Consider the following 26,466-nt stretch of genomic DNA (forward strand, 5'->3'; position numbering starts at 1 on the left):
TGGTTTTCTGATCGATATACGCTTCGGTTTCACGATCTAACTGTGCGGCCGATTGAAACTGGGCGTAAACATAAAAACAGCGCCGTGATTGCGGTCAAAGTCCAACTGCTTGACCTGATATCTGCCAGCAGGCAAAACCTGGACATCGATGGAGATATCTAGGGCTTGGCTTTCTAGAAACGCTTCTTCAGAAGACAAATGGGGGTCAAAAAAATTCGTATTCCAAAGCAATAACTGATAGTTTTGTCCTTCTTTCGTCATTAAGTACTCTTCGCCTTGTGCAATCACTTGTCCCTGCAAACGGCGAATCAAAGACAAACAAAAGAATGCGGGTCTTTTTTTGCTTTGAAAGTGATAAAGATCCAAACCAGTACTGTAGGCATGCAGGCCAGGCTGATCAAATGTGTACTGCTCATGTAATTCATTGTTCAACCAAAATCCATATCCTTGGATTTGTTCAGATAACCCCAGCAGTTCTTGCAGAATAATCGCCCCTCTAAAAAATAACCCATTATAATCGACGGTTGCGCCTGTCAATGTGTTCCAATTTAATAGGTACAAAGGTTTACTGATTGCCAGTTCATGGCATACTTTTTTCAGCCAATGGATTTTTTCGCGCAAATAATGATGGGAAGATTCAATGGCTGTTTTTTGCCTATTATCTTCATGAAAGACGAAGTTGGGATCACCATCAAAATTGATGAAGTCAGCAGTATCCATGATCGTAGCGTGCAACGCGCGTAATTGTTTTTCACTTGTTGTGACATTGAGCGGATCTGGCAGATTCAAGTGGATCCCAATCGAGACAGTTGGCAGAATGTAACGTATTTGATCATGCAGATGCAGATAGTGCATTTGTACGGCTGATGAATAGTCAATAGGTAGTTGAAATGATAGGCGTAAATGTTTGACCCAGCTTGGATCGATTTTTCGTTTTAAATGAACCAAAAATTTTTGGATCAGTGAAAATGATGTATCAGCTGCATATTCTGTTGCTGCCGTCGGTAATGTGAAACCAATCATCAAAGGCAAACGATGTTTGACCAAAAAATCAAAGGCCGTATCCAATCGTTCAAAGGCTGGAAATGAATTGAGCTGTAATAGATTGGCTAACGTATTGCTGATATCCGATGTATTGAGTAAGTCTTGGCAATAAAGACAATCAATCAAGCCGCTTTCAATCAGTTCAGTCAATTCATGTTGAACTTTGACTTGCGTCAAATCTGACAGTGAAGCAAGTTGAATAATTGTTTCTCCAACATGGAAGCGCCCATTTTTCGTCTCTTCATCAATCACCAAATGACGGTTGCGTCTATCGATCAAAAGAGGCTGCCGCGCTGGTTGTTGAACAGTTTGATAGAGTAAATGCAGGATTTCTTTGTCAGATAGATCCGACTGCACGGTACTTTTGGCAAAGGTTGTTTGTTGCGCCATTGGCGGCTGTGATTGACGATAATCAGTGGGTGTCATTTTGAGAAAAGCTTTGAATTGTTCACGATAGACTTTGACACTGGCAAAACCTGATTCAAGAGCAATCTGTTCAATGCTTTTTTTTGAGTATTGCAGTGAAGAGAGACTTTTGTGAATCTGAATTTTTTTGATGTAGTGGGATAGTTGTTCCCCAGTTTCTTTTTTGAATCGTTTTGAAAGAGCAGATTCTGAAACGTAAAAGTGCGCAGCGATGTCTTTGACTTTGATGCCTTCATGGATATGCGCATCTATATATTGCAGGATATCCGGCAACTGCCGATATCCACTGATTTGGATAGGATGGTGGCGATCAGTTTGATACCGTTGCGTCAATAGAAAAATAATGGATTCCAATTTCATCATACGATAGATCTTTTGTTCATCTCGTTGGTTGAACTCATTCAAACCCAAATCAGTGATTGCCTGCAAGAGTTCACCATTGGCAGTTGCAGTAGCGTCCTCAGAAGGTATCTGAAAATGCACATTAAAAAACGCTGGAAACTGATCAGCAAAAAAAAGCGAATCAATCTCTAAGCATAGCACTACTGCTTCTCGTTCATTGTTGGCTGAAAAAACAGCAAATTGATGACCATTTAAACAATAGAGTTGTTGTGTGTCTAGACGTTGTTTATGGGTATCATGTTCTACGATCAGTTGGCCTTTTAGGACCAATAGTAATGTTAAGTGTTCAGCATAAAACCGTTGCGGTGTGGTTACACGATAATAATTGATGTGGCAGGCGTGAAGATTATCCATTAGCATCCCTCTTTTCTCTCGTTCATTATACATCGGATTCGTGATGAAGAAAATATCGTTCTTTAAAGAGTCTAAAAATTTCTTTTAGCAGGATCATTTCTATGAATGTATCTGAAATAGCAATGAAATGGATTGTTGCTAAGATAGAAAATATTAGAATAGACATGAGGAGGAATTGAAATGAAACCAATACTACAAGAGATATTTGACGTACTAGATAATAGTAAAGACGAGATGATTGCGTTAAGAAGAAACTTTCATCAACATCCAGAATTGTCCTTTCATGAAACGGAAACGGCCAGGAAAATTGCTGCATTTTATGATGGTAAGGACTGTACAGTGATGACGCATGTTGGCGGGGGCAATGGGATTTCGGTGGACATCCAAGGTGGGAAACCGGGAAAGCATATTGCCATCCGTGCAGACTTTGATGCATTACCGATCCAAGAAGAAACAGATGTTCCATTCGCTTCTACCGTACCAGGTGTCATGCATGCCTGTGGTCATGATGGCCATACCGCCTATATGATGATTTTGGCGGACACATTGATTCAGTTTAAAGATCAAATCGCAGGTACGATTAGAGTGATCCATCAACCCGCAGAAGAAGTGGCACCTGGCGGCTCAAAAGGCATGATCGAGGCAGGTTGTCTCGATGGCATCGACAATGTCTTTGGTATCCATGTGATGAGTACGATGGAAGTCGGAAACGTGTATGTGCACCCTGGTGCAGTCCATACAGGGCGTGCAACCTTCCAAGTGAAAATGACTGGAAAAGGCGGACATGGTTCAGCGCCACAAGATGCCAATGATGCAATCGTCGCTGCCGCACAATTTGTCTCAAGTGTGCAAACAATCGTTAGTCGCCGCGTTGGGCCTTTTGATGCAGCAACTGTCACGATTGGTTCATTTGATGGCAAAGGTTCCGCCAATGTCATCAAAGAAACAGTTACGTTGGCAGGAGATGTTCGAATCATGGATGAATCTTTGCGTCCGGTTGTAGAAACAGAGTTTCGCCGATTATTAGCAGGGACTTGTGAAGCATTTGGTATCACGTACGAACTTGATTATCAAAATGACTATCCCGTTTGTATGAATGACCCTGAAATGACGCAATTGGTGGCTGATGCAGTAGAAAAAGCAGCAATCCCTGAGGTGGCAGCCGTCAAAGAATGTGGACCGCAAACAGCTTCAGAAGATTTTTCTTACTATGCATTGGAACGGCCTAGTTGTTTCTTCTTTGTAGGGGCCCATACACCCGGTACGCCCATTTATCCCCACCATAATCCAAAATTTACGATTGACGAGGATTGTCTGTTGATTGCTGCCAAATCAATGGCAAGTGTCGTTGTAACCTATTTGGATCAAGAATAGAGAAAAAACAGTAGCTTTTTGCGAAGCAAGAAGTTGCCATGCAATCAAAGATCAAAGCAATGATCTGTTGATCGGAATCATGGGCTTTGCTCTTTTTGCATGCCATTATATAAAGCGAGGTTTAGGAAAATGAAAAGTTCTACTGCAATAAATGAAGGATCCTATCATGGCAATAATCGCCTATTGGTCGGGATCGTTTTGAGTGTTTTAAGTTATTGGCTATTTGCGCAATCTTTATTAAATATGGCGCCAGATGTTCAAACAGACCTAGGGATCTCTTCAGGTGTACTGAGTACAGGTGTGTCGATCACAGGTTTGTTCTCAGGTATTTTGATCGTGGTCGCAGGAGGATTTGCTGATACATTCGGACGGGTCAAATTGACCTATATTGGTATTTTATTTAATATTATTGGCTCTGCAGCATTGATTTTTGCAAGTGGCACTGGATTATTTATTGCTGGCCGCATTCTTCAAGGTATCTCAGCTGCATGTATCATGCCTGCCACGATGGCCTTGGTCAAAACCTATTTCCAAGGAAAAGATCGGCAACGGGCGTTGAGTTATTGGTCGATTGGTTCATGGGGTGGTTCAGGTTTTTGCTCCTTCTTCGGTGGTGCAATCGATAGTAATCTAGGTTGGCGTTACGTGTTTGTCTTCTCGATCGTGGCATCGATTCTAAGTGGGATCTTGTTATTGGGAACCCCTGAATCAATTGCAGGAACCCAAAAGAAGGGGCGGTTTGATACATTCGGTTTGGTTTTATTTGTCGTATCGATGTTGGCATTGAATTTACTTGTGTCAAATGGGGGAAGTTTTGGTTGGCTTAGTCTGAAAACCCTTGGTTTACTACTTATTGTGGTACTGGGCTTGTGTATATTCTATTGGGTTGAAACCCATACTGATTCGGGGTTTGTTGACTTTGGCTTGTTTGAGAATAAAGGTTATCTTGGTGCGACGATTTCCAACTTTCTATTAAATGCGGTAGCTGGAACAATGATCGTGATCAACTCTTATGTCCAACAAGGTCGTGGACTTTCTGCTGGAAGTACTGGGATATTATCACTGGGGTATTTGGCGCTTGTTTTGATCACAATTCGAATCGGTGAAAAAATGCTGCAAAGAATGGGCGCGAGAAAACCAATGCTGTTTGGCGCATTGATTTCTGGTATCGGTGTTGCATTGATGGCTTTGACTATGGTCCAAGGCATGGCATATCTTGTGCTTGTTTTCATCGGCTATTCATTATTTGGCATGGGTCTAGGCATGTATGCAACTCCTTCAACAGACACAGCCGTTTCAAGTGTACCGCTAGAAAAAGCTGGCGTTGCTTCTGGTATTTACAAAATGGCTAGCTCATTAGGCGGTGCAATGGGGATTGCCATCTCAGCGAGTGTTTATAATGGGTTGAGTCAATCATCCTCGATCACAACAGGAGCAACTGCAGGCCTTTTGGTCAATGTCATCTTTTGTGTGTTGGCTATTTTTTCTATTGTCTTTGTCATTCCTAAACACCAAACAAAATAAATAAGCGTTGCGATAAAAAGCAAAATAACGCGTTGTCAAAGGTGCGGTTTTTCCACTTTGACAACGCGTTTTATTAATCTAACCCTAGGAATTTAGAGGTCCCTTCGTTTTGGATCTTCAGTATTTTGGCTAAAACAGAGGCATCAAAAGTACCATCCTGATTTGTTGCATAAAAGGTGACATCAAGCTGATACTCTTTCAAGTTGTAGTCTGAAAGTGTTGATGCTAATTTCTGAAGTTCTTCAGCTGAGAGCACCTCGCCTACCAAAGTAAGTGCGATGGACTGCTGCTGTTCATCGATTGTTTGTGCCAATAGATAATGATCACTTAAATTTGCTTCAACAAAACGCTTGGCATGATATTCGATGATGGTAGTTTCTACAGTAGTATAGACGAAAAACAGGCCAATCATAAAAATTGGCAGTGCTGCTAGACCAAATTTCCAAAAACGGTGATGTTTAAAATCACTATATTGCAGCAACCAGATGGTGAGAAAGAGGGATAACCCAATCAAAAATGTATTTGTGAAAAAAAGCTGTGCCGAATCCCAGGCAATCGCATAATCTCTGATAGATACCCCATACCCTGTCACACATAGAGGCAAAATCAAGGAAGTACCAATGGACACGCCAATGATCACGTCATTGTCACGCCCCCTGACTTTTGCAAAAGCAAGGGCTGAACCACCAATCAAGGCAATCAAAATGTCCCAGATTGTGGCAGAAGTCTGGGTGAGGATCTCGGGTGTAGAATCTTTTATTGGTGTGAGATAGAAAAATAAAAAAGAGATCACGAGGATAATGATCACTTGGATCGTGAATACAAGCAATCCTTTTCGTACTAGGTTAAAATGTGACAGACCTAAACCAAATCCAATGCCATTGACACCATTCAATAGAGGAGAAATCAGCATCGCACCAATGATTGTTGTCGTTGAATTATAGTTCAAACCAATCGACGCGATCAAGGTGGCGCAGACAAGCAGCGCATACACCAATACGGTCTGATCCATATCTTTTTGGATTTTGCCAATCAGTTGTTCTCTTGAAACCAAGTCAGGCGTTAAGTTCACTTCGATCATCCTTTCCAGTTCTTATGTCTCTATTCTGGACTAAAATGGACGATATGACAAAAATAAGTACCGGCCTGCCTGTAAACAGCACCAAATATTTTTGCAAATAAGGTGATCTAGGCTAAGATAAAGAATGTAGAAGATACCTCAAGCAAGTTTGAAAAAAGGGGATGAGAGAATAGTGGATTATTTCAAGTACTTTCAACGATTACGCGCAATTGCAGAAGCCGGCTTGTTTTATGGAAAAGACGCCTATGATATTGAACGATTTCAAGAACTAAAAGATATATCATTGATGTTGATGGAAACAGTGATCGACCAAGAGATAGACACATTGCATGTGTATTTGGACAATCAAGATGGCTATCCGACACCCAAAGTCGATGTGCGGGCCTTGATCAGACAGGGGGATCGCGTCCTGTTGGTGCGAGACAGCCAGAGCAAGGAGTGGTCGTTGCCAGGTGGCTATGCCGAGGTCGGTTTGACGCCCAAAGAAAACATTCAAAAAGAAGTATTAGAAGAAACAGGATTGACCGTTGCGGTTGGCGCGTTACGTGCGGTTTTTGATACCAATTTAAGAGAAGATATCCCCCAATTGTTTCAATATTATAAATTGGTGTTTGCTTGTGACGTACTTTCAGGGGAATTTGTCGCAAACAGTGAAACGACTGAGAGTGGTTATTTTGGTTTAAATGACTTGCCACCTCTATCTATCAAACGGACGACAAAAGAACAGTTGGTTCAATTGCTGCAAGACGATCAGGTATACGTTGATTGAGTTCGATAGATTGTCAAAAAAGCGTTTTAATGAGAATTTTCAGTCAAATGTTATTTACTTGCAGTGAAACTTGGTTTATCATTGATTTCGTTGTTTTCATTATTTACATCAAGTGTAATTTTCACATCTGCTTGATTGACGGAGGAGTAAAAAAATGAAAAATCATATCAATTCCTATTTTGGGCTTGATGCCTTGCAAACGACAGTCAAACGGGAGATTTTGGCTGGTTTTACAACATTTATCTCTATGGCGTATATCTTATTCGTGAACCCTACTGTGTTAGGTGCTTCAGGGATGGATGAAGGTGCAGTGTTTACTGCCACGGCGTTAGCCAGTGCACTGGGCTGTATCTTGATGGGGGTGTTGGCCAAATATCCAATTGCCACTGCACCAGCTTTAGGAATCAATGCTTTCTTTTCTTATTCGGTTTGTATTGGTATGGGCGTTCCTTGGCAAACGGCTCTGGCAGGGGTCTTCGTTGCTTCACTGATTTTTATCGTGATCACCATTTTTAAATTGCGAGAGTTGATTATCGATGCGATTCCTTCTGATTTAAAATATGCGATTTCAGGTGGGATTGGTTTATTTATCGCCTTTTTGGGTTTGAGTGAGGGCGGTATTATTGTCTCGGATGATTCAACTTTGGTTGCATTAGGTTCTTTAAGTGTCGGGACCACATGGCTAACGATTTTTGGTTTGGTTATCACAGCTATTTTGATGGTACGACGCGTACCTGGGGGAATTTTCATTGGGATGGCAGCAACAACGATTCTTGGCTTGCTGACAGGATTGATTCAAGCACCAACCAGTATTGTTTCGGCCGCACCTAGTATGTCATCGACATTTTTGGTGGCACTTCATCACGTTGGAGATATCAATTCTCTGCAAATGTGGGTCGTCGTATTGACTTTCCTATTGGTGACTTTCTTTGATACTGCAGGAACATTGGTGGGTTTGGCCAATCAAGCAGGGTTCATGAAAGACAACAAAATGCCTCGAGTCGGCAAAGCATTGGCTTCTGACTCAACAGCGATGTTGGCAGGGTCACTTTTAGGTACCTCACCAGTGGGGGCTTATGTTGAATCTTCCGCAGGGATTGCTGTGGGCGGCCGTTCCGGATTAACGGCAGTTACAACGGGTATCTTTTTCTTGTTTGGCTTATTCTTTTCACCGTTGTTATCTGTTGTGACCTCACAAGTAACCGCACCAGCCTTGATCGTGGTGGGTGTATTGATGGCGCAATCCTTGAAAGAAATCAAATGGCATGAAATGGAGATCGCTATTCCATCATTTCTGATTTTATTGGGTATGCCTTTGACATACAGTATTTCAGACGGGATCGCACTTGGGTTTATTTTCTATCCAATCACCATGATTGCTGCCAAAAGAGGCAAAGAAGTATCGCCGATCATGTATATTTTATTCTTTGTATTTATTGGTTTTATGTGGATTTTGAATGTATGATCTTTGATTCAGTGTCTGACCAAACAGTGTGTGTTTGGTCAGGCATTTTTGTTTTTTAGGGGCTATTTCTATTCTAAATTGGTATAATAAAAAGAAAAAAGGTGGCAGCTTATGACGACCATTAAAGATATTGCAGAAAAAGCAGGTGTCGCAAAAAGTACCGTCTCCCGCTATTTGAATAATGGCTATATCAGTGAAGAAAAGCGCAAAAAAATCGATCAAATCATCGCCGAAACTGGTTATCAGCCGAATGCCTTGGCGCGTTCTTTAAAGGCCCAAGATTCAAAACTTTTAGGGGTTATCATTCCTCGACTCAACTCACCTTCGGCCAATGATGTGTTGAAAGGGATTGATCGAACAGCCCGTCAAAATGGCTATCAGCTATTGATCACGAACTCCGATCAAAGTGAAACTAGAGAATTAGAAAATATTCAGACATTGGTTAAACAAAAGGTAGCGGGGATGATCATCTTTGCGCGAGAAATAACGGAGCAGTTGAAAGAAGTGCTGCCGACGATCCCGATGCCTGTGATATTGATCGGTCAACGCTTGGCAGGTGTCCATGCAATCGTTCATCAAGACTACCAAGCAGGGGAGGCTATGGCAAACTATGCTTTGGCCAATGGTCATCGACACTTTTTATTTGTTGGTGTGAGTGAAAAAGATGAAGCTGTGGGAAGGCTGAGAAAACAAGGATTCATTGATGCTGTAGAAAAAGTAGCAGGGACGACATTTTCTTTTGTCGAAACGTCTTTTTCACGTCGAGATACTTATCAAAAAGCCTTGGCATTTTTGCCTGATCGTCAAGCAACATATGTTGCCTGTGCAACAGATAATATAGCAATTGCAGTCCTAAAAGCGGCCCACGAATTAGGGCAAGAGGTACCGAAAGATTTTTCTTTGAACGGGTTTGGCGGATATGACTCAACGGATTATGTTTATCCCACGATCACAACTGCGGCATATCCATATGAACAATTAGGGATAGATGCAGTTCATGCCATTCAGCAAATCATCCATGGAGAAGCAGTACCAGAAATCATCGCGTTGCCCAATCATTTGATGATTAAACAATCCACTGCTAAATGTCTGAATGACCAAACTGTGATAGATAAAACAAATTAGAATAACCACGGATCAAAAATAGTTGCTTGATATACAACACTATTTTTTGATTGGTGGTTTTTTTTGTTTTCCCTCTTGATTTTGCAAACGGTTTCTGATAATCTACAAATATAGAACCGGTTCCACAATCGAAAAATAAGGATAGGAGTGGGTAAAAATGAATGAACAACAAACGATCAACGATGTGTTAGCAGCAGTGGGGGGAGCTGAAAATGTCAAGAATTATGAGCATTGTGCAACGCGTTTACGCTTGATTTTGCAAGACGATCAATTGGTAGACAAAGAAAAAGCAGAAAATGTCACAGGAAGCAAGGGGTATTTCTTTAATACTGGACAGCACCAGTTTATTTTTGGTACCGGCAAGGTCAATCAAGTCTATGCTGCCTTTGCGAAAAAAATGGGGCAAGGGGAAACAGGGAATCAGCAAACCTTCAAAGAAGACGTCTATGCCAACTTATCTCCTGCTCAGAAAATAGTTCGCACACTATCAGATGTCTTGGTTCCTTTGATTCCCGCGTTGGTCACAACTGGTTTACTCATGGGAATTCGTGGTTTGTTGGTTGAGTTAGGGATCTCCTTTAGTGCAGATTGGTACGCGATGTTTGAAATGCTGACGGATACAGCATTTGCCTTTTTGCCTGTATTGATTGCCTATAGCGCCACCAAAAAATTCGGCGGTAATCCGATCATTGGAATCGTCGTAGGATTGATGATGGTTTCTCCACAGCTGCCTAATGCGTGGTCAGTTGCTAGTGGGGATGCTGTACCGTTACATTTATTTGGTTTACCAATCTCTGGTTATCAAGGATCGATTTTCCCTGCCATTATTGTTGGTTGGCTCGTGTCAAAATTAGAACGGTGGTTCCGAAAGTTTGTGCCGCAAATGATGGACTTGATCGTCACACCTTTTCTAACGATTGTCGTTACCTTGGCATTGGTCCTTTTTGCATTGGGTCCTATCTTGCAAGTTGCTGAAAAAGGCGTGATCAACAGCATCGTTTACGTAGTTCAAGCACCATTTGGTATTGGGTATATTCTATACGGCGGGCTGCAGCAACTGATCGTGATCACTGGATTGCACCATTCATTGAGTATTATTGAATTGGGCTTGTTGAATACAACTGGCGAAAATGTGTTGCAAGTGTTGGGTACAGCAAGTATGGCTGGCCAATTTGGTGCCGCAATTGCGGCTGCTTTCTTGTATCGAGATCAAGTCAAACGGTCGAATGCGATCAGCGCTGCCATCCCTACTTTATTTGGTATTACTGAACCATTACTGTTTGGAGTCAATCTTCGCTCTATGAGAATTTTTGTTTCTGGAATGATTGGTGGCGCAGTGGGTGGTTTTATGACGTATGTCTTTCAACTCGCGGCAACTGGTATGGGCATCACATTTATTCCAGGTTTACTTTTATATACCGGTGACCTTTCAGCTATGTTGAAGTATATCGCAGTGATCATTGTGGCCTTTGCTGTTGGTTTTGTCTGTGTGCAAATACAACGAGGACGGATCACCAAAGAAGTCAATCATTAAACATTTGGCATTGCAAGGAGGGGACAGTATGTTGAAAAAAAAATACTGGCAAGTGTTAAGCCAGAAACAAGATGAATTAAGGCAGAAAATCAGTCAAGATCCTTGGCGGTTAACTTATCATTTGATGCCTGAAACTGGCTGGATGAATGATCCAAACGGTCTTTGTCAATTGAATGGTACAGTTCATTTTTATCATCAATATGTGCCCCAAGAAGCATCTGGAGGCGAAGCGCCCCACTGGGGGCACAAAACATCAACTGATTTTGTATCATTCAAAGAAGAACCAATATTTCTTTCACCAGAACACGATTATGATCGTGATGGTGTTTATTCCGGATCGGCTTTTGTAGAAAACGGTCAAATCCATTTTTTCTATACCGGAAATGTCAAGCATCCTGGTGATCACGAGTATATTTATAGCGGAAGAGAACAAAATACAGTCCATGTGGTAAGTAATGATGGATTTTCTGTGATCAAACAAGAAGTCGTCATTCCTCATGAGGCCTATCCTGAAGGGTTTACTGACCATATTCGCGACCCTAAGGTCTTTAAGCGAGGGGATACTTATTATATGATCTTAGGTGCCCGAACAGTGGAAAATGAAGGGAAAATTCTGATTTATGAATCGGCAGATCTTTCTCAGTGGTGCTATCGAGGGATATTCTTTGGAGAAGACTATGATTTAGGCTATATGTGGGAATGTCCCGATTATTTTCAGATCGATGGGCAAGACGTATTGATGTTTTCCCCGCAAGGCATACCCAATAAACCTAATGCATTTCAAAATAGATTTCATTCAGGCTATGTATTCGGGTCAGTAAATTGGGAAACATTGACCTTTCAGGAAAGTAGCCCTTTTCGAGAATTGGATCATGGATTTGATTTTTATGCACCGCAAACATTTTCAGATGAACAAAGACGCCGCTTATTGTGGGGATGGATGGGGCTTGGCGATACGCTGCCAGAATATAGCAATCCAACTGTTGCGCGCGGTTGGCAACATGCGGCCACTTTACCCAGAGAATTATTGATTCGACATAACAAACTCGTCCAGCTGCCAATTAGCGAGCTGCAAGGGCTGCGAGGCACCCATCAGCATAAACAAGTGCAAGCCAGTGATGGGATGATTGAATGGACGGTACCTGATCGTTGTTACGAAATGATCATTGAGGTTGAACAAGGCGATCCATGTTGGCAAATCGCGCTCTTAGAAGATACCACTTTGTCTTATGATGGTCAGGTTTTTACCATGTCACATGGGATATCGGGCTTCGGACGTAAGCATCGGCGTGTGCAGATAGACGACTTGACACAGATTCGGCTGTTTGTCGATACCTCGTCGATCGAACTATTTTTGAATGAGGGTATAGCCTGCATGACTGCTAGAGTTTATCCGAGAAAACCAAAGGATATGATAATAACGGGGATCGATCAATGCCAGATTACCTATTGGCCATTGGCAAAAAAAGATTGTTGATTTCTACCCAAAGAGGATCATCTGCCAGTTAAGCGGATGATCCTCTTTGTTTGTGTGTACAAAATGATTGTAAAGCTGCAGTATGGATATGATAACCATGTGCTTGTTTTTGCACAAATCCTTGTTCTTTGAAGCGTTTAAGGGTGAACGTCAAGTGACGGTAGCTAACCCCCAGAAACTCAGCAGTCTCCGTCATTTTTTCTTGGTATTGGTCTGCAACAGATGCTTCTAAGAGCAGCATGGCCAACCGTAAATCTAATGGGTATGTTTGTTGCAGCGTATAATATTCCATGCGCAGCAATAGTTTCTCGCCAATCTCTTTGGCAAGTGCTTGGACAAATAAAGGGTCTTGCATCAATTGTTCTTTTGCGAGTTGGATCGGGATACCGATACAGCTGGTTTGGCCTAAAGCAATGACTGTTTTCGGTTGTTTCTCTGCACCAACGAGGGTCAGATCGCCAATTGAATCACCAGTATGCAAGAACTGGAGCAGTGCGCGTTTGCCATTGGCTTGATCCTTGATGATTTTTGCTTTGCCTGAAAGCAAGAGATAGAAATAAGTCATTGGTACAGCTTCTTGTTGAATCATTTCATTGTTTGCGAAGGTGAGCCAATCGCTTTTTGCTAAGACATCTGACGGAATCGGGAGATGAGTATAAGGAAGGAAGTCTACTTGATTGGTATAAGGTTTCTTGTTCATGATAGGTCTCCTGGATAGGAGATTTCTCCTATCGTTTTGTGTTTAGTATACCACATAATGGAAGCAGCAAAAGAAAGAAGGAATATCGAATGAACCAGAAAAAGATTGGGTTGTCGCTTTTATTTTATAGTCTGAGTGCATTGGGGATCAGTATGAGCATCAAGGCAAGTATTGGTGTGAGTAGTTTCAATGCGTTAAATGTCACACTTGCTGCAGTACGCGCAGAGAAAGCAGGCACGATCACTGCACTGATCAATTGTTTGTTTTTATGTGTATGTTGGATACTGGAGGGCAACCAGCAAAAGCCCAGAGAAAAGCGACAAGAATATGTCGTGATGGGCAGTGCATTATTGCTTTTCGGCTATTTGATCAATGGATTTGTGTATGGGCTGTTCGCCCCCATCCAACTAACCAATTATGGTACGAGATTATTCTTCTTCATTCTAGGGACGATAATCTCTGGTATTGGCACAGGGCAGGTCCTTCGTCTGCATCTATTAAAATTCCCGATTGAACATTTTTGTCAGTTGGTGGCATTGAAAAGCCGTTGGTCATTTAAGCAACTCCGCTATGGTATTGATTTAATATGTATGATCGCTGCGTTCATTTTAGCAATGATCTTTCCTGTACCGCTTGTGATTCGCGAAGGCACGATCATTAGTTTCTTTTTGCTATCAGGCACGATTGCATGGTCTAAAGAACATGAACGAATCAGCATTGGGTCATGGAAAAATAAGAGGAATGATGAAAAGATGGAGAATGAAAATCGCTGGTAGAAAGTCTTTAGGAATGCCAGAAAGTCTTTAGGAATGCCAGAAAGTTGATTTTACGCTACGCTATAAGAAAGGTGTTTGTCACTAAAATTTTGTTGGGAGGTTTTAAGCAATGAAGCGAATGGTTCAAGTATTTCAAGATCAGTTTGCACCTAAACTATTAGCAATCAGTGAAAATCGATTTTTGGTGGCCATACGAAATGGGGTGGCCGTGACCATGCCGCTGACGATCATTGGCAGTTTGTTTTTGATTTTGGCCAATTTGCCCTTTAGCGGCTGGAGTGAATTTATAGGTGACTTTGGGATCAAGTTAGGGGCAGCAAGCAATTTTACTTTTGGTATTTTGGGCTTGGTCGCATGTATTGGTATTGCTTATTACTTATCATTATCTTATGAAATCGATACGATTGGTTCCATCGTTTTAGCAGTTTGCGCCTTTTTGCTGCTGCAAGCGGGAGAGGATTGGTCGATCGATGTGGCGTCATTAGGGGCCGCTGGTCTGTTCACCGGTATTGTGACCGCGATTTTAACTGTCTTGATCCATCGCTTATTTCTAAAACATCGCTTGGTGATTCGGATGCCAGCAGGGGTTCCGCCAGCAGTTGCCAAAAGCTTTGCGACGTTGGTACCAGGTGCTGCAATCATTACTGGGGCTTGGGTGATTCGGGTTTTATTTGAGTTCAATGTCAATCATTTTGTTCAATTGCTGTTTGCGCCATTGGCTGTGGGATTGAATACATTGCCAGGTATGCTGCTTTATACGTTCTTGATTTTATTATTGTGGTGTCTAGGCATTCATGGCAGCAATGTGATGGGGAGTATCGGCGATCCTATTTTCTTGGCATTATTAGCAGCAAATACGGAAGCCTATACTGCAGGAGAGCCATTGCCCAATATCTTCGCAGGCGGCTTTTATATTATGTTTTTGTGTTATGGCGGAACCGGATCTACGATGGGATTGATCATCAATATGCTGTTATCTAAGAAAAAAGCCTACCGTTCTTTAGGCAAAATGGCTTTGCCTTCGGCGATTTTTTGTATCAATGAACCGATTATCTTTGGATTTCCAATCGTGATGAACCCGATTATGATGATTCCTTTTATCTTGACACCACTGATTTTATGTACTGCTACGTATTTGCTCTCTATCACCAATATCATTGGACGAATCATGTTTAATCCGCCATGGACAACACCCCCCATCATCAATACCTATTTGGCAACTGGCGGCAATCTGCCAGCCGTGATTTGGAGCGTGGTATCATTAGGCATCAGTGTCGCGATCTATTATCCGTTTTTCAAAATCAGTGAACGTCTGTTGCAAGAAGAAGGTGCAGTGTCGAAACAACCGATCATTGAATAAATCTATGAAAGAAACGAGGAAGGCGTTGCATGCCTCGTTTCATGATAATTCTGGCTCTTGTAAACTGATACCAGATTGGGTGAATTGTTCCCATTCGGAAATGGTTGGTAATCGACCTGAAATAACCAACACATCATTCAAGAAGACCATTGGCAGACAACATACATCTTGTGCCAGTAATTGTTGATAAACAGTTTCGTTTTTCAGAAATGGGGTAATGTGTTCTATCATGTAGTGGCAATTGATGGTTAAGGGTGTGCCATGAATCTTTTTGTGGCTTTGGTACGTGTCTTCCGCTTTTTTTAACTGATGTAGCAATTGGTATTCGCGTGTCTCTTGATTTTGTATGGCGTAGATGGTGATTTTGGGCATTGAGATCTCCTTTTTTAGTGGATGCATGATCAAACATGTATGATTATGAAACATTTTATCATAATCACCCATAGGTTTCATCTTGTATAAGGGGATTTGATCATGAGATGATTCTATTACTCTGAACGATGAAAAAAAGAAGACAAAGGACGATGACTCGTCCTTTGTCTTCTTTCATATAGTCGTTAAATCAGCGACGCTTTTATTTGTCGGTAAGAAAATCAACATTCACCAATTCATCATACGTATAGCTTTGATCGATTTGACCTTTGTCTTTGGTCCAAGCAATGATGTTCTCAAATTGATCTTGAGGAACTGCTTGGGCATAGGGGTAATCTTCGGTTTGGCTATCTAAATAGGTGCTCATGGCTTCAGGAAATTGATAATCTGCTAGGATGTCGGCATAGTCTTTGGCACTGTGGGCATTCATATAATCGATGGCTTCATTATAGGCTTCATAAAAAGCTTTGATATCTTGTGGTCGATTGTCGATAACATCTGTCATAAATTGCAAGGTACCGCCTTTGATCCCTGCTTCTTTTGAACTACCTAGAACAATAGCACCTTGTGCAGCCAGCATACTGGCTTGAGGTTCTGTGTAAACCGCACCATCGACCTGATCACTCAACAAGGCTTCTGATCGGGCAGAAAAAGAAGCAATATCTACGATTTCATAAGTAAAATCTTCCTCATCAGCGAATTGATCCATGATATATTCAAGAATGAAGTTTGGTACGAGTGTGACTTTCTTATCGGCTAATCCACGCATATCGGTGATCCCTGAATTTGGGGAAGCCAAAATTTTGAAATCTTCCAGAATATCAGAAGTAATCATCATATCGATGTCGTTTTGTTTGAAAGTCGCTTCGGTCATGACATCGCTGATGGTGCCTTGCAGTTCTCCTGCTTGAACGGCGACATTACGGTCATTGGGTGAGGTGAAAGATTTGATTGCAACGTTCAACCCTTTTTCCGTAAAGAAGCCTTCTTCTTGTGCCAAAATAATTGGAATCGCTGATTCAGCAGGTAAGATGCCAACATTTAAGATTTCATCCGTTACGGCTGCTTCTTTGGCAGTTGAAGTTGTGGTTGATGAAGTGCTGGTTTGGTCATTGTTTCCGCAGGCTGCCACACTCAATGTGGTCAAGGCCAACAAACTCATAAAAAACAGTTTTTTCATTTTATTTCCTCATTTCGTCAATAGTTCTTTAAATGCCGCTAGCGGCATATTGAAAGGAATCACGTCTCGATGTAGTTCCATCGGCGGGGTTGTGGCAGTGTTGCAGCCAGGTTTGGTTGTAAAAGCCAATTTGAAGTTTGCTTCTTTTAAGGTATTGATCGTTCCTTGGTCGTAAAAACCAAAAGGATAAGCAAATACATCTTTGATCGTTACCCATTGATTGCAACGGGCAAGGTCTGTCGCAAAATCAGTGGGTTTTTCCCACATCGAACGGCTTTTTAGCCCCTTGCGTTCATGGAAATGGTGGGTGTGGTTGGCGTATTCGAAGACGTCAGTCATCGCCAATAGTTCTGTTTGACTTAATGTCTGTGAATAATCAGGATCATAAGGACGCGGCTGATCGAAGAGCCATCCTGTGACGACGAAAACACTGGCATGAAAGCCGGCTTCCTTCAATAAAGGATAGGCATATTCTTTCATTGATTGGTAGCAATCATCAAATGTCAGCAACACTGATTTTTCTGGAATCGGTTGTTGCGCAAAAAGATAGGCTTTCACTTCATCTAAAGTCAGCGTATGATAATTTTCTGCTTTCAAAAAGGCCAATTGTTGTTTAAAATGAGATGTACTGTTGAATAAAGGCAGTGGCATTGCGTCTTGATAGCCATCTGCTACTGCGATCGGTCTTGGGTGATCAAGCAGTTCTTGTTCAGGACGTATTTCATGAAATACGAGGGTCCGAAACATAGTCAATCCTTCCTTTCTTATTACTGAAACAACAAATAGTATAGCACGAAATGTGAATATTAACACAAATATTTTTTAAAGAAAGAAGGCTTTATCATGGCAGTTATATTTGATTCTGTCAGCTTTTCTTATCATTCAAATAAGATCTTCGATGGTTTTTCGATCATATTTGAACAAGGACATTCGTACGTTTTATTAGGCAAATCGGGGGTTGGAAAAAGCACCTTACTGTCCTTGATCAAAGGCAATCAGCAACCACAAGCAGGTACGATCACCTATAGTACACCTGCAATCATCGAGTTAGTATTTCAAGAATATCGTCTGTTTCCATGGCAAACGGTCTATCAAGCGGTCGAGATGCCGTTAAGAATCCAAAAGATAGCCAAAGATGTTCGACAACACAAGGTAATGGACTGTTTGACCGCACTTTCATTGACGGCCCTCAAAGACCATTATCCTAACCAATTAGCGGTGGCCAAAAACAGCGGGTAGCGATGGCACGAGGATTGATCACGCAACCTGATTTTCTTTTGTTAGATGAACCAACCTCTTCATTGGATCCAGAAACCAAAGAACAGGCGCAGGCGCTGATTTATCAAGAACATCAGCGGAACCAAAATGGTTTGATCGTTGTGACCCATGATGCAGAAGAAGCGGCCTACTTGGGCAAAACAATCTTGTTGATGACCGATGATGGTGTAGAATTGATTGACAATCCAATCGAGTTTACGAAGAATCGCCGGAACACGACTGCATTTGATCAATTTGCCCTTACGTTGAAGCACAAGGGAAGAGGTGGTGGCAAATGAAGTCATGGCGGACGTTTTTGTGGGGATTGAGCAGTTTTGTGATGAGTTGGTGGGGCTTAAGTTTGCTGACAAAAAATCGCTCATTGCCGAGTCCTTGGCAAACGGCTGAGCGTTTATGGTCATTGCGCGATGTTTTATTGATACATGCAGGTGCCAGCTTATTACGGGTCATCGCTGCATTGCTGCTGGCATTGATAGTGGGCGTTCCACTCGGTATTTTTTTGGGGAAGTCAACCATGGGCGGCAAATTAATCGGGCCATTGGTTTATTTTTTATACCCGATTCCCAAAGTGGCCTTTCTGCCGATTTTTATGCTCTTTTTTGGTTTAGGCAATCAGTCGAAAGTGCTGTTGATTTTTTCTGTGATCGTTATCCAAGTGATCGTTTCGATCCGTGATGCGGTGAATGACATTCCTGAAATATATGAAGAAGTACTGAGAAACTATACAACTAAATTTTGGCACCGATTCTATTACGTTATTTGGCCAGCGTTGTTGCCGGCATTGTTTGCTAGTCTTAGGGTCAGTATTGCCATTTCTTTGGCTTCGCTTTTTTTTGCTGAAAACTATAATACAGTGTATGGTATCGGATATTTGATACTCAGTGCGTGGGCCAAAATGGATTATCGTCAAATGATGGTCGGCGTGGTAGGCATCGCATTGATGGGCTATGGCTTATTTGCTGTGATTGATTGGTTGGAAAGAAAGACCTGTCACGGTCGAAAATGAGAAGGACAAGAGAAAAATAAAAATTTTATGTTAGTTCGTGTATTTCCACACAAAATGGACTATACTAAGAGCAAATCAGTGAGAACCATTCTCATTCGCAAGGAGAGATTACATGAAAGAACTCGATTTGTCTCGGAATCTTTATGATTTGGTGCAGCAATATCCAGAAGTAAAAGAGATCATGGCAACCAATGGTTTTGCAGCCATCAAGCAGCCAGGCATGTTGCAAACCGCTGGACGCTATATGACCATTCTCAAAGGGGCGCAAATGAAAAAAATACCATTGGCGCATATTGTGCAAGTATTTGAAGAAGCCGGTTTTCTTGTGAAAGGAGACGCTAAATGACCACAAAAATACAAAGACAAGAGCGGATCGTCGAAATTTTGAGCTTGTTACATCAAGGCGGCTCTTTTGAAGAAGCCAAGCGCTTGTTCAATGAAGAATTCGATGGTGTCGATGTGACCGAAATTACTGCGGCGGAGAAAGCCTTGATTCAAAGTGGATTGAATCCTTCAGAAATCCAGCGACTCTGCAATATCCATGCAGCAGTTTTCAAAGGATCCATCAATGAGATCCATCATTCAAATGAAGAATATGGGCAACCTGGACATCCAGTACATACCTTGAAACTTGAAAATCAAGTCTTACAGTCTTTGTTGACAGATGAAATCGATCACTTGTTAGCGAAGATTCAGAAAGGGGATTGGCGTCAGAAAGCCCGATTACAAGATGCCCTCAAAGATCTAGGGCAAATCGATACACACTATGGCCGTAAAGAAACCTTGATTTTTTCTTATATGGAAAAATATGGCATCACTGCACCGCCAAAAGTCATGTGGGGCGTTGATGATGATATTCGCAAGGCCATCAAGGATATCAATCAATATCTATCCTCAGATAAAGCTGCGTATAATCCGCTGAGTGAAAAATGGCAAGCATTAAAGACTGAAATCGAAGAAATGATTTTTAAGGAAGAAGAAATCATGATACCAATGACACTTGATGTCTTTAGTTTAGCTGATTGGCAGCAAATCGCAGCTGACAGCTTTGATATCGGGTTTGCGTTTATTCCTGACCCTTTGCCATGGAAGCCGAGTGCTGCTTCTTTAGCAAAAGAAAAAGACGCTGAACCGGCACGGCAAGCAGCGATCAAACAAGCACAAGAAACCACTGCTGGTATTGCCGCTGGCTTAGGATTTGAAGAATTTGTTGCAGAAGAAACAGACAGTCCCCTCGACGAGCACCAAATGATCAACCTGCCAACAGGTAATTTGCAGTTCAATCAATTGCTAGCTATTTTTCAAACATTGCCCGTTGATTTGACATTCGTTGACAGCGAAGAACGCGTTCGTTTTTATTCTGAAGGCAAACATCGTGTCTTTCCTCGAACCAATTCTGTACTAGGGCGAGAAGTTGTGAATTGTCATCCGCCGAAAAGCATGCACATGGTGCAGCAAATTCTGGATGATTTTCGTGCTGGAACCAGAGAAACTGCAGATTTTTGGATCGATCTAGGCCCAAAAAAAATCTATATACGTTATTTCGCCTTGAAGGATGAAGCAGGCATGTATTTAGGTTGTTTAGAAGTGACGCAAGACATTACCGAGATCCAAAAAATCGAGGGGCAAAGTCGGTTGTTGGATTAAGGATCGTTGTGGGATGCTTGAGATGGTAACTTATTTCTCCATAGAAGAAATCCTTGTTATAATGAACTGGATAAGCAAAAATAGGATGGGTTCTATTTTCTGTTTTTGATCGGGGGATAAGTCATGACAGGTTTCTTATATTTTATTGTTATCATTATCGCAAATACAATAGGCGCAGTCTCCGGTATGGGGGGCGGTGTGTTGATCAAACCCATGCTCGATTTTATTGGAGCGCATTCTGTTGCCGCCATATCTTTTTACTCGGCAACTGCTGTTTTAACCATGTCGATTGTTTCCACAGCCAGACAACTGAAGTCTGGGCAACAACTTGATTGGCAAGTGGTTGGCTGGGTTTCAAGTGGTGCCGTTTTTGGTGGTATTATCGGGAATACCGCGTTTGATTTCTTATTGAGCTATTTTAGAAATGATGCTGTTGTTCAACTGATACAAATCGTTTTAACTATCCTAACGCTGCTCTTTGCGTTCTTCTATACAAAGTATCACTGGCGAGGCTTTCATTTGCAATCTGTCATTTGGTATCTTTTGTGTGGCTTGGTTCTTGGTTTTTTGGCCAGTTTATTGGGTATCGGTGGCGGACCAATCAATGTATCTTTGTTGATGCTTCTTTTTGGCTTGCCTATCAAAGAAGCAACGGTCTATTCGATTTGTACGATTTTCTTTTCCCAACTGGCAAAAATCATGTCTATGGTACTAGGTACCGGCTTGCATCAATATGATTTGTCGATGCTTTGGTTTATTATCCCAGCAGCTATACTTGGCGGTCTGTTAGGGGCAAAAGCAAGCCGAGTACTGAGTGCTGAAAGAGTCACTGTTATTTTTCAATTGGTTATTCTTCTTGTATTGATAATCAATATTTATAATGGAATCCAATTGTTATAAAATTTTTACGTAAAAAATAAACAACAGACACACCTTACAGAAACCAATTGGAAAATGGTTTGATCAGGTGTGTCTGTTGTTTTTTTTCGAATCAGACAAAGAATTACCAGTCAAAAAGTGGTAATTAGAATTGGCGTATCGTGATGCGACAACGATCAATCAAGGGTCTGCTGCTGTGCGATCCCTGGGAAAAATTTGAGACAGTAAAGAGCACTGATCCCAACGAGCACATAAATCACTTTAGCAACGATCGATGTGCTGCTGCCGGTGATCGTAGCAATGAGGTCAAATTCAAATAACCCAACAAGCAGCCAATTGATTCCGCCGATGATCAAGATCGCCAACGCAATGCCATCAAATGTTTTTAGCATCGTATTCTCCTTTCTGTCATGTATGTGAAGAAGGACTACCCTTCGTCATCACTGATCGTCACGTCTTTTTGCTTATCACCAGACTGATTTCGCTCGTCATAAATAAATACATGCCGGACGATTTTGATCAATGGACGAATCGTCAAGAAAATACCGCCGATCAGATAAGCAACCGTGCCATAGATTGCGGGTAATTTCGTGAGTGAAACGATGCTGCCGAAGATATAAAATAGTCCTGTTAAGATATCGTTGGTCAATGAAATCAACATGTAGCGGTTTTCAAAGTAAATGCGAAAACGTCCACCTTTGATGATGACATCTTCTTCTTTCCCAGGATCAAATTGATGCTCATTGCGCTTGATTTTGGGCATGTTCCATCACCGATCCTTTTTCACATTAAGGTTTCAAAACGACTTTGATATTGTTGTCTGCTTTTTGATCAAAAATCTCATAGGCTTTGGCGGCATCAGCTAGTGGCATAGTATGGGTAATGATTTGCGTTGGATCGATTTCATCGTTGGCAATCATATCGTAAATTTTTGGCATCAAATGAATGACGGGTGCTTGTCCATGTTTGACATCCACATTGCGCATAAAGAATTCTTGCAATGGATAAGAGGACGCTGGCGTCATATACACACCAGTAATTTGCACCGTACCGAATTTTTTGACGGCTTTGGCGGCCATTTGGATCGGGGAAATCGTTCCGCTTTGCAAGCTGACCAAGTTTTTGGCTTTTTCTTTTACTGGTTCTAATCCGTCCATACCCACACAGTCGATGATCACATCGGCGCCACCTTTGGTTAATTCATACAGATCATCTCCGCTGGTTGCTAAATCATCTAGTTGGAATGTTTCGACTTGATTGTAACTTTGCGCTTTATCTAAACGGTGAGCGACAGGGTCGACAGCAATGACACGTTTGGCGCCAGCCATTACGGCAAATTTTTGGGCAAAAAGACCAACTGGGCCAGACCCTAAGACAATCACGGTATCATCTTTTTTGACGCCCGCGTTTTGTACACTCCAATAAGCAGTAGGCAAAATATCTGATAAGAACAAGACTTTTTCATCTGGAAGAGAAGATTCAGGGACAATAAACGAGGTGAAGTCAGCAAAGGGAACCCGCAAGTATTCCGCTTGACCTCCCCAGTGGTTGCCATTTAACTTACCGAAGCCAAATAAGCCGCCATAAATGGACTCTGTTGAAGAATTGTCACATTGGCTCTCCATCTCATGTTGACAAAAGTGACAATGCCCACAACCGATATTAAATGGAATGACGACGCGATCCCCTTTTTTTAGGTTGCGTACTTGACTGCCCACTTCTTCAACGATACCCATTGGTTCATGGCCAACGACATAGCCTTCTTCAAGTACAGGCCCCCCGTGATGGTAGAGATGTAGATCCGATCCGCAAATCGCAGTTGCTGTGATGCGAATAATTACGTCAGTAGGTTCTTGGATGATCGGATCATCCACACGACGAACCTCCATCTTTTGATTTCCTTGCCAAGTTACTGCATGCATTATTTTTCCTCCTTTTGATTTCTGGCGAACGGACAAACATTGGGCTGCTGGAACAAATGTCTTATACTAGTTTTTCTCAAAAATCGATAATGGATAATTTAATTCTGCAGTGATTTTGAAGATTTGACAACGATAATGCTCAAACGGGTGAAAACGAGCGGTAAAGATCTATTTTTTTCCAGTGAGAACAAATGATTTGCGAAAACGGCCGATCCATGACAGTATAGAATCGAAGCATGTCCATCAGGATAGATGGAATCAAACGGCGATTGCCAGTTTTTTAAGGAGGAGTAATCATGGATTTAACGATTCGCGGAGAAGCTTCTTGTACCCATTGTCATCAAAATTTTGAGGGAAAAATGATGATTCATTTACAGGAAGATCTTGATGGCAAACGAAAGACCGTACCGCCATTAGAAGAAAATGAACTGCAAGAAGACGAAATTGCTATTCATTATGAATACGGCACTGTGAATGAAGCAATCGAAGGCACATTTATATGTCCAAATTGTCAAACAGAAAATGAAGTGCGCATCGAGATTCCAGCGGAAGTACTTGATCCGCCATTGTAAATAGTCGATCATGCAAACAGGGACCGCTGTCAAGCAGTTCCTGTTTTTTTAGTTGCTTCAACGATCTTGACATTGAAGTCTTTCAGAATATCAAGGCCTTCTGTCTCGTGACTTTTTCCTGCGACCAAATCTTTATGGATCACAAAATCGGCATCTGGAAAAGCACTTTGAATCTCGATGGTATTGGAAAGAACACAAATATTGGTCTCAACACCTGTAATCTCGATATGTTTTTCTTCTTCTGCTTCAAAGATCGTCTCTTTGATATCAATCAGTACCTCAGGGGGGATACTATAATAATACTTTTTGACGACTTTCTCGTTTTCTAGCGGCGCCAGTTTCGGAATAATTTGTAATGCTGCGTCTTCCTCTTCAGGTGTGTCTTTAAGGTCAATGGGAATATCACGTGTATGAAGGACATATTCTTGATTTTCCCGCGCGGTTTTTAGCCGATTCGCAATCCGTTCAACCAATGCTTGACTCTCAGGGACATAGGCATCGTTTGTTGGATCCAAAATCTGGTTTTGCATATCTATAATAACTAACATCTAGACCCATTCCTTTCTGGTTTCCTCCGTTGTTTTACTCTTCCTATGATGAGGGAAAAAACGCCTTAAATCAAAGGAAACGCTCTTTTATTTTCTAGGTTTAAAAACACTTGTTTTTTGTGGTTAAAATGGAGTCGTTATATTTGCTGTTTTAATTTTCACATGGTAGCTTCTTCTTATAACAGTAAATAATAGGAGAGTAGGTTGGAATAAAATGAAGAAGTTTTTTTATATGGGGACGCTGCTTTTCTCTGTTGGCTTATTGGCAGCAGGCTGTGGCAGTAGCGACACAGATTCATCTGGGAATGAATCGACGGATGGCAAAACGACGTTAGATTTTTGGTCGTTCTGGGGTTCGGGGGCACGGCAAGAAGTGATTGAAGAAATCATTGCCGATTTTAATGCCTCGCAAGATGAGATCGAAGTCAAATACAGTTATCAACCATGGGGTGATATATGGACGAAATCATTGTCTGCTATCACTGCGGGCAATCCGCCAGATGTGATCGTGCAAGATATCAATTCTGTCGCACAGCGAGCAGAAGCACAGCAAGCGACCGACTTAAGTGCTTATGTTGAAGAGGGTTTTTCAGATGAATTTTATCCGCAACTTTGGGAAACAGTGGAGTATGAGGACAAACCTTATGCCGTGCCTTTCAATACGGATACCCAAGTCATATTTTATAATAAGCAAATTTTTGAAGAAGCGGGTATCGGCGAAGATGACTTGCCGCAAACGTGGGATGAGTTGGAAAAAGTGGCACATCAGTTAGATGTCAAAAATGGGAACGATTTCGAACGGATTGGATTCTATCCATTGTGGAATCTAGGGGCCGATGTTTGGGCACTGAATGCGGATAACGGTATCAGTTGGTTTGATGAGAAAGAAAATGTCACGATCGATACGGATAATAAGGTTGAGGCTTTGGATTGGATCTTAGAATGGCAAGATTTTTATGGTCAAGATACGATCAATCGTTTAGAAGCTGAATTTGGTTCTGGAGTTGCCGATCCATTTATCTCTGGTTTGGTTGCGATGCGGGCACAAAATATCAATTATTATTCTAGTTTGATGGAAAATGCACCGGAGGATTTTGATTTTGGTGTTATTCAAATTCCGGAAAAAGAAACCGGATCAGGCCACTGGTCATGGGGGGGCGGATTTGTCTTAGAAGTACCTCAAGGCGCCGAAGATCCTGAAGCTTCTTATGAATTTATCAAATATTTGTCGACACCAGAAGTGCAAGAAAAATTTGGTGAGAAAAGTTTTGATATCATGGCCAATAAAACTGCCAATGAAAACTTAGTCAACAATGACAATCTGGATGAAAAAGGGCAAATGATCTATCAAATGGCAGATGAAAATTTTGCCAACACAGTCATTACCCCGGTACCACTGACGGCGCCTGACTACAATAGTTTGGTCAATGAGCAGATTGATCAAATCCTGCTTGGCAATAAATCGCCAGCCGATGGTTTGGCAGATGCCCAAAAAGCTGTGGAAGATCTCGTAGAACAAAACAAATAAAGACCATTTTTGCTGTAAATCAAATGGAGCAAGAGGAAACGTCCTAGGCTAGCCATAGATAGGGCGTTCCTTTTACGAAACGAGGCAAGATGAATGGCGTAATTTTATGCGAATGGAGCAGGA

At 41.7% G+C, this 26,466-nt stretch carries 26 protein-coding genes and 1 pseudogene; 17 read left to right on the plus strand and 10 right to left on the minus strand.

Annotated features, from left to right (window positions below):
• Positions 1 to 36: 36 nt before the first annotated feature.
• Positions 37 to 2,226, minus strand: a complete 2,190-nt coding sequence (locus tag IGI41_RS03625; RefSeq protein ID WP_430611362.1) for a helix-turn-helix domain-containing protein — start codon at positions 2,224 to 2,226, stop codon at positions 37 to 39.
• Between the two features lie 180 nt (positions 2,227 to 2,406).
• Between IGI41_RS03625 and IGI41_RS03630 the strand changes: the two genes are divergently transcribed.
• Entirely contained in the window at positions 2,407 to 3,600 is a 1,194-nt protein-coding gene (locus IGI41_RS03630) for an amidohydrolase (RefSeq protein ID WP_430611363.1), read from the plus strand.
• A gap of 129 nt (positions 3,601 to 3,729) precedes the next feature.
• Positions 3,730 to 5,124 carry an MFS transporter gene (locus IGI41_RS03635; RefSeq protein WP_430611364.1) on the plus strand — a complete coding sequence of 465 codons (1,395 nt, stop codon included), beginning with the start codon at positions 3,730 to 3,732 and terminating at the stop codon, positions 5,122 to 5,124.
• 73 nt (positions 5,125 to 5,197) lie between these two features.
• On the opposite strand, the gene IGI41_RS03640 is transcribed toward IGI41_RS03635, so the two are convergent.
• Positions 5,198 to 6,205: a DUF389 domain-containing protein gene (locus tag IGI41_RS03640; RefSeq protein ID WP_430611365.1), complete on the minus strand. Its 1,008-nt coding sequence runs from the start codon at positions 6,203 to 6,205 to the stop codon at positions 5,198 to 5,200.
• 169 nt (positions 6,206 to 6,374) lie between these two features.
• On the opposite strand from IGI41_RS03640, the gene IGI41_RS03645 reads away from it, so the two are divergent.
• The 5 genes and pseudogenes from IGI41_RS03645 to IGI41_RS03665 all read left to right on the plus strand — a co-directional run bounded on the left by IGI41_RS03645 (position 6,375) and on the right by IGI41_RS03665 (position 12,575).
• Positions 6,375 to 6,974, plus strand: a complete 600-nt coding sequence (locus IGI41_RS03645) for an NUDIX hydrolase N-terminal domain-containing protein (protein ID WP_115236075.1) — start codon at positions 6,375 to 6,377, stop codon at positions 6,972 to 6,974.
• Between the two features lie 154 nt (positions 6,975 to 7,128).
• Positions 7,129 to 8,439 (plus strand): NCS2 family permease, encoded by a 1,311-nt coding sequence (locus tag IGI41_RS03650; RefSeq protein WP_430611366.1) that lies wholly within the window; start codon positions 7,129 to 7,131, stop codon positions 8,437 to 8,439.
• A 96-nt stretch (positions 8,440 to 8,535) separates the two neighbouring features.
• Positions 8,536 to 9,564 (plus strand): annotated as a pseudogene (locus IGI41_RS03655) (LacI family DNA-binding transcriptional regulator); the annotation flags it as partial.
• Positions 9,565 to 9,721: 157 nt separating this feature from the next.
• Positions 9,722 to 11,098, plus strand: coding sequence for a PTS transporter subunit EIIC (locus tag IGI41_RS03660; protein ID WP_430611367.1), 1,377 nt, complete (start codon positions 9,722 to 9,724; stop codon positions 11,096 to 11,098).
• A gap of 28 nt (positions 11,099 to 11,126) precedes the next feature.
• Positions 11,127 to 12,575, plus strand: coding sequence for a glycoside hydrolase family 32 protein (locus IGI41_RS03665; protein WP_430611368.1), 1,449 nt, complete (start codon positions 11,127 to 11,129; stop codon positions 12,573 to 12,575).
• A 28-nt stretch (positions 12,576 to 12,603) separates the two neighbouring features.
• On the opposite strand, the gene IGI41_RS03670 is transcribed toward IGI41_RS03665, so the two are convergent.
• Positions 12,604 to 13,275 carry a cyclic nucleotide-binding domain-containing protein gene (locus tag IGI41_RS03670; protein ID WP_430611369.1) on the minus strand — a complete coding sequence of 224 codons (672 nt, stop codon included), beginning with the start codon at positions 13,273 to 13,275 and terminating at the stop codon, positions 12,604 to 12,606.
• An 89-nt stretch (positions 13,276 to 13,364) separates the two neighbouring features.
• On the opposite strand from IGI41_RS03670, the gene IGI41_RS03675 reads away from it, so the two are divergent.
• Positions 13,365 to 14,051 carry a YczE/YyaS/YitT family protein gene (locus IGI41_RS03675; RefSeq protein WP_430611370.1) on the plus strand — a complete coding sequence of 229 codons (687 nt, stop codon included), beginning with the start codon at positions 13,365 to 13,367 and terminating at the stop codon, positions 14,049 to 14,051.
• A gap of 109 nt (positions 14,052 to 14,160) precedes the next feature.
• Positions 14,161 to 15,411, plus strand: coding sequence for a PTS sugar transporter subunit IIC (locus tag IGI41_RS03680; protein ID WP_430611371.1), 1,251 nt, complete (start codon positions 14,161 to 14,163; stop codon positions 15,409 to 15,411).
• A gap of 39 nt (positions 15,412 to 15,450) precedes the next feature.
• On the opposite strand, the gene IGI41_RS03685 is transcribed toward IGI41_RS03680, so the two are convergent.
• The 3 genes from IGI41_RS03685 to IGI41_RS03695 form a co-directional block, all read right to left on the minus strand.
• A complete protein-coding gene (locus IGI41_RS03685) occupies positions 15,451 to 15,783 on the minus strand; it encodes an arsenic metallochaperone ArsD family protein (RefSeq protein ID WP_430611372.1) in 333 nt (110 codons plus the stop codon).
• Between the two features lie 202 nt (positions 15,784 to 15,985).
• Entirely contained in the window at positions 15,986 to 16,963 is a 978-nt protein-coding gene (locus tag IGI41_RS03690) for an ABC transporter substrate-binding protein (RefSeq protein ID WP_430611373.1), read from the minus strand.
• Positions 16,964 to 16,972: 9 nt separating this feature from the next.
• Positions 16,973 to 17,710: a polysaccharide deacetylase family protein gene (locus IGI41_RS03695; RefSeq protein ID WP_430611374.1), complete on the minus strand. Its 738-nt coding sequence runs from the start codon at positions 17,708 to 17,710 to the stop codon at positions 16,973 to 16,975.
• Positions 17,711 to 17,806: 96 nt separating this feature from the next.
• Here IGI41_RS03695 and IGI41_RS03700 point away from each other — a divergent pair, with 96 nt between their 5' ends.
• The 6 genes from IGI41_RS03700 to IGI41_RS03725 all read left to right on the plus strand — a co-directional run bounded on the left by IGI41_RS03700 (position 17,807) and on the right by IGI41_RS03725 (position 21,794).
• Positions 17,807 to 18,202 carry an ATP-binding cassette domain-containing protein gene (locus IGI41_RS03700; protein ID WP_430611375.1) on the plus strand — a complete coding sequence of 132 codons (396 nt, stop codon included), beginning with the start codon at positions 17,807 to 17,809 and terminating at the stop codon, positions 18,200 to 18,202.
• A gap of 2 nt (positions 18,203 to 18,204) precedes the next feature.
• Positions 18,205 to 18,519, plus strand: a complete 315-nt coding sequence (locus tag IGI41_RS03705; protein ID WP_430611376.1) for a hypothetical protein — start codon at positions 18,205 to 18,207, stop codon at positions 18,517 to 18,519.
• Complete coding sequence (locus IGI41_RS03710; protein WP_430611377.1) at positions 18,516 to 19,247, plus strand: ABC transporter permease; 732 nt, start codon at positions 18,516 to 18,518, stop codon at positions 19,245 to 19,247. Before IGI41_RS03705 ends, IGI41_RS03710 begins: the two co-directional genes overlap by 4 nt.
• Before the next feature lie 112 nt (positions 19,248 to 19,359).
• On the plus strand, positions 19,360 to 19,593 hold the full coding sequence (locus IGI41_RS03715) for a DUF1858 domain-containing protein (RefSeq protein ID WP_430611378.1): 234 nt from the start codon (positions 19,360 to 19,362) through the stop codon (positions 19,591 to 19,593).
• Positions 19,590 to 20,894 carry a DUF438 domain-containing protein gene (locus IGI41_RS03720; RefSeq protein WP_430611379.1) on the plus strand — a complete coding sequence of 435 codons (1,305 nt, stop codon included), beginning with the start codon at positions 19,590 to 19,592 and terminating at the stop codon, positions 20,892 to 20,894. The genes IGI41_RS03715 and IGI41_RS03720 overlap by 4 nt, the downstream gene beginning before the upstream one ends.
• Positions 20,895 to 21,017: 123 nt before the next feature.
• Positions 21,018 to 21,794: a sulfite exporter TauE/SafE family protein gene (locus IGI41_RS03725; protein ID WP_430611380.1), complete on the plus strand. Its 777-nt coding sequence runs from the start codon at positions 21,018 to 21,020 to the stop codon at positions 21,792 to 21,794.
• Between the two features lie 155 nt (positions 21,795 to 21,949).
• Here the strand turns inward: IGI41_RS03725 and IGI41_RS03730 are convergent, their stop codons facing one another.
• The 3 genes from IGI41_RS03730 to IGI41_RS03740 are packed head-to-tail and all read right to left on the minus strand — an operon-like array spanning position 21,950 to position 23,695.
• Positions 21,950 to 22,165 (minus strand): DUF378 domain-containing protein, encoded by a 216-nt coding sequence (locus IGI41_RS03730; RefSeq protein WP_430611381.1) that lies wholly within the window; start codon positions 22,163 to 22,165, stop codon positions 21,950 to 21,952.
• Between the two features lie 35 nt (positions 22,166 to 22,200).
• Entirely contained in the window at positions 22,201 to 22,536 is a 336-nt protein-coding gene (locus IGI41_RS03735) for a YrhK family protein (RefSeq protein ID WP_430611382.1), read from the minus strand.
• A 25-nt stretch (positions 22,537 to 22,561) separates the two neighbouring features.
• On the minus strand, positions 22,562 to 23,695 hold the full coding sequence (locus IGI41_RS03740) for an alcohol dehydrogenase catalytic domain-containing protein (protein ID WP_430611383.1): 1,134 nt from the start codon (positions 23,693 to 23,695) through the stop codon (positions 22,562 to 22,564).
• 296 nt (positions 23,696 to 23,991) lie between these two features.
• On the opposite strand from IGI41_RS03740, the gene IGI41_RS03745 reads away from it, so the two are divergent.
• On the plus strand, positions 23,992 to 24,267 hold the full coding sequence (locus IGI41_RS03745; RefSeq protein ID WP_430611384.1) for a hypothetical protein: 276 nt from the start codon (positions 23,992 to 23,994) through the stop codon (positions 24,265 to 24,267).
• A gap of 29 nt (positions 24,268 to 24,296) precedes the next feature.
• On the opposite strand, the gene IGI41_RS03750 is transcribed toward IGI41_RS03745, so the two are convergent.
• Positions 24,297 to 24,815: an isochorismatase family cysteine hydrolase gene (locus IGI41_RS03750; RefSeq protein WP_430611385.1), complete on the minus strand. Its 519-nt coding sequence runs from the start codon at positions 24,813 to 24,815 to the stop codon at positions 24,297 to 24,299.
• Positions 24,816 to 25,029: 214 nt separating this feature from the next.
• Here IGI41_RS03750 and IGI41_RS03755 point away from each other — a divergent pair, with 214 nt between their 5' ends.
• Positions 25,030 to 26,343 carry an ABC transporter substrate-binding protein gene (locus IGI41_RS03755; RefSeq protein WP_430611386.1) on the plus strand — a complete coding sequence of 438 codons (1,314 nt, stop codon included), beginning with the start codon at positions 25,030 to 25,032 and terminating at the stop codon, positions 26,341 to 26,343.
• Positions 26,344 to 26,466 lie beyond the last annotated feature (123 nt).

The sequence above is a fragment of the Enterococcus sp. DIV0876 genome (assembly GCF_050529585.1).
Classification (GTDB): Bacteria; Bacillota; Bacilli; order Lactobacillales; family Enterococcaceae; genus Enterococcus_D.

Coding starts and splice junctions, on each gene's coding strand:
- IGI41_RS03685 (WP_430611372.1), bottom strand. CDS start 15,783: ATGCCCAAAATCACCATCTACGCCATACAAAATCAAGAGACACGCGAA.
- IGI41_RS03700 (WP_430611375.1), top strand. CDS start 17,807: ATGGCAGTTATATTTGATTCTGTCAGCTTTTCTTATCATTCAAATAAG.
- IGI41_RS03735 (WP_430611382.1), bottom strand. CDS start 22,536: ATGCCCAAAATCAAGCGCAATGAGCATCAATTTGATCCTGGGAAAGAA.
- IGI41_RS03630 (WP_430611363.1), top strand. CDS start 2,407: ATGAAACCAATACTACAAGAGATATTTGACGTACTAGATAATAGTAAA.
- IGI41_RS03665 (WP_430611368.1), top strand. CDS start 11,127: ATGTTGAAAAAAAAATACTGGCAAGTGTTAAGCCAGAAACAAGATGAA.
- IGI41_RS03695 (WP_430611374.1), bottom strand. CDS start 17,710: ATGTTTCGGACCCTCGTATTTCATGAAATACGTCCTGAACAAGAACTG.
- IGI41_RS03715 (WP_430611378.1), top strand. CDS start 19,360: ATGAAAGAACTCGATTTGTCTCGGAATCTTTATGATTTGGTGCAGCAA.
- IGI41_RS03640 (WP_430611365.1), bottom strand. CDS start 6,205: ATGATCGAAGTGAACTTAACGCCTGACTTGGTTTCAAGAGAACAACTG.
- IGI41_RS03675 (WP_430611370.1), top strand. CDS start 13,365: ATGAACCAGAAAAAGATTGGGTTGTCGCTTTTATTTTATAGTCTGAGT.
- IGI41_RS03710 (WP_430611377.1), top strand. CDS start 18,516: ATGAAGTCATGGCGGACGTTTTTGTGGGGATTGAGCAGTTTTGTGATG.
- IGI41_RS03755 (WP_430611386.1), top strand. CDS start 25,030: ATGAAGAAGTTTTTTTATATGGGGACGCTGCTTTTCTCTGTTGGCTTA.
- IGI41_RS03635 (WP_430611364.1), top strand. CDS start 3,730: ATGAAAAGTTCTACTGCAATAAATGAAGGATCCTATCATGGCAATAAT.
- IGI41_RS03745 (WP_430611384.1), top strand. CDS start 23,992: ATGGATTTAACGATTCGCGGAGAAGCTTCTTGTACCCATTGTCATCAA.
- IGI41_RS03690 (WP_430611373.1), bottom strand. CDS start 16,963: ATGAAAAAACTGTTTTTTATGAGTTTGTTGGCCTTGACCACATTGAGT.
- IGI41_RS03725 (WP_430611380.1), top strand. CDS start 21,018: ATGACAGGTTTCTTATATTTTATTGTTATCATTATCGCAAATACAATA.
- IGI41_RS03670 (WP_430611369.1), bottom strand. CDS start 13,275: ATGAACAAGAAACCTTATACCAATCAAGTAGACTTCCTTCCTTATACT.
- IGI41_RS03740 (WP_430611383.1), bottom strand. CDS start 23,695: ATGCATGCAGTAACTTGGCAAGGAAATCAAAAGATGGAGGTTCGTCGT.
- IGI41_RS03650 (WP_430611366.1), top strand. CDS start 7,129: ATGAAAAATCATATCAATTCCTATTTTGGGCTTGATGCCTTGCAAACG.
- IGI41_RS03680 (WP_430611371.1), top strand. CDS start 14,161: ATGAAGCGAATGGTTCAAGTATTTCAAGATCAGTTTGCACCTAAACTA.
- IGI41_RS03750 (WP_430611385.1), bottom strand. CDS start 24,815: ATGTTAGTTATTATAGATATGCAAAACCAGATTTTGGATCCAACAAAC.
- IGI41_RS03660 (WP_430611367.1), top strand. CDS start 9,722: ATGAATGAACAACAAACGATCAACGATGTGTTAGCAGCAGTGGGGGGA.
- IGI41_RS03730 (WP_430611381.1), bottom strand. CDS start 22,165: ATGCTAAAAACATTTGATGGCATTGCGTTGGCGATCTTGATCATCGGC.
- IGI41_RS03625 (WP_430611362.1), bottom strand. CDS start 2,226: ATGGATAATCTTCACGCCTGCCACATCAATTATTATCGTGTAACCACA.
- IGI41_RS03705 (WP_430611376.1), top strand. CDS start 18,205: ATGGCACGAGGATTGATCACGCAACCTGATTTTCTTTTGTTAGATGAA.
- IGI41_RS03720 (WP_430611379.1), top strand. CDS start 19,590: ATGACCACAAAAATACAAAGACAAGAGCGGATCGTCGAAATTTTGAGC.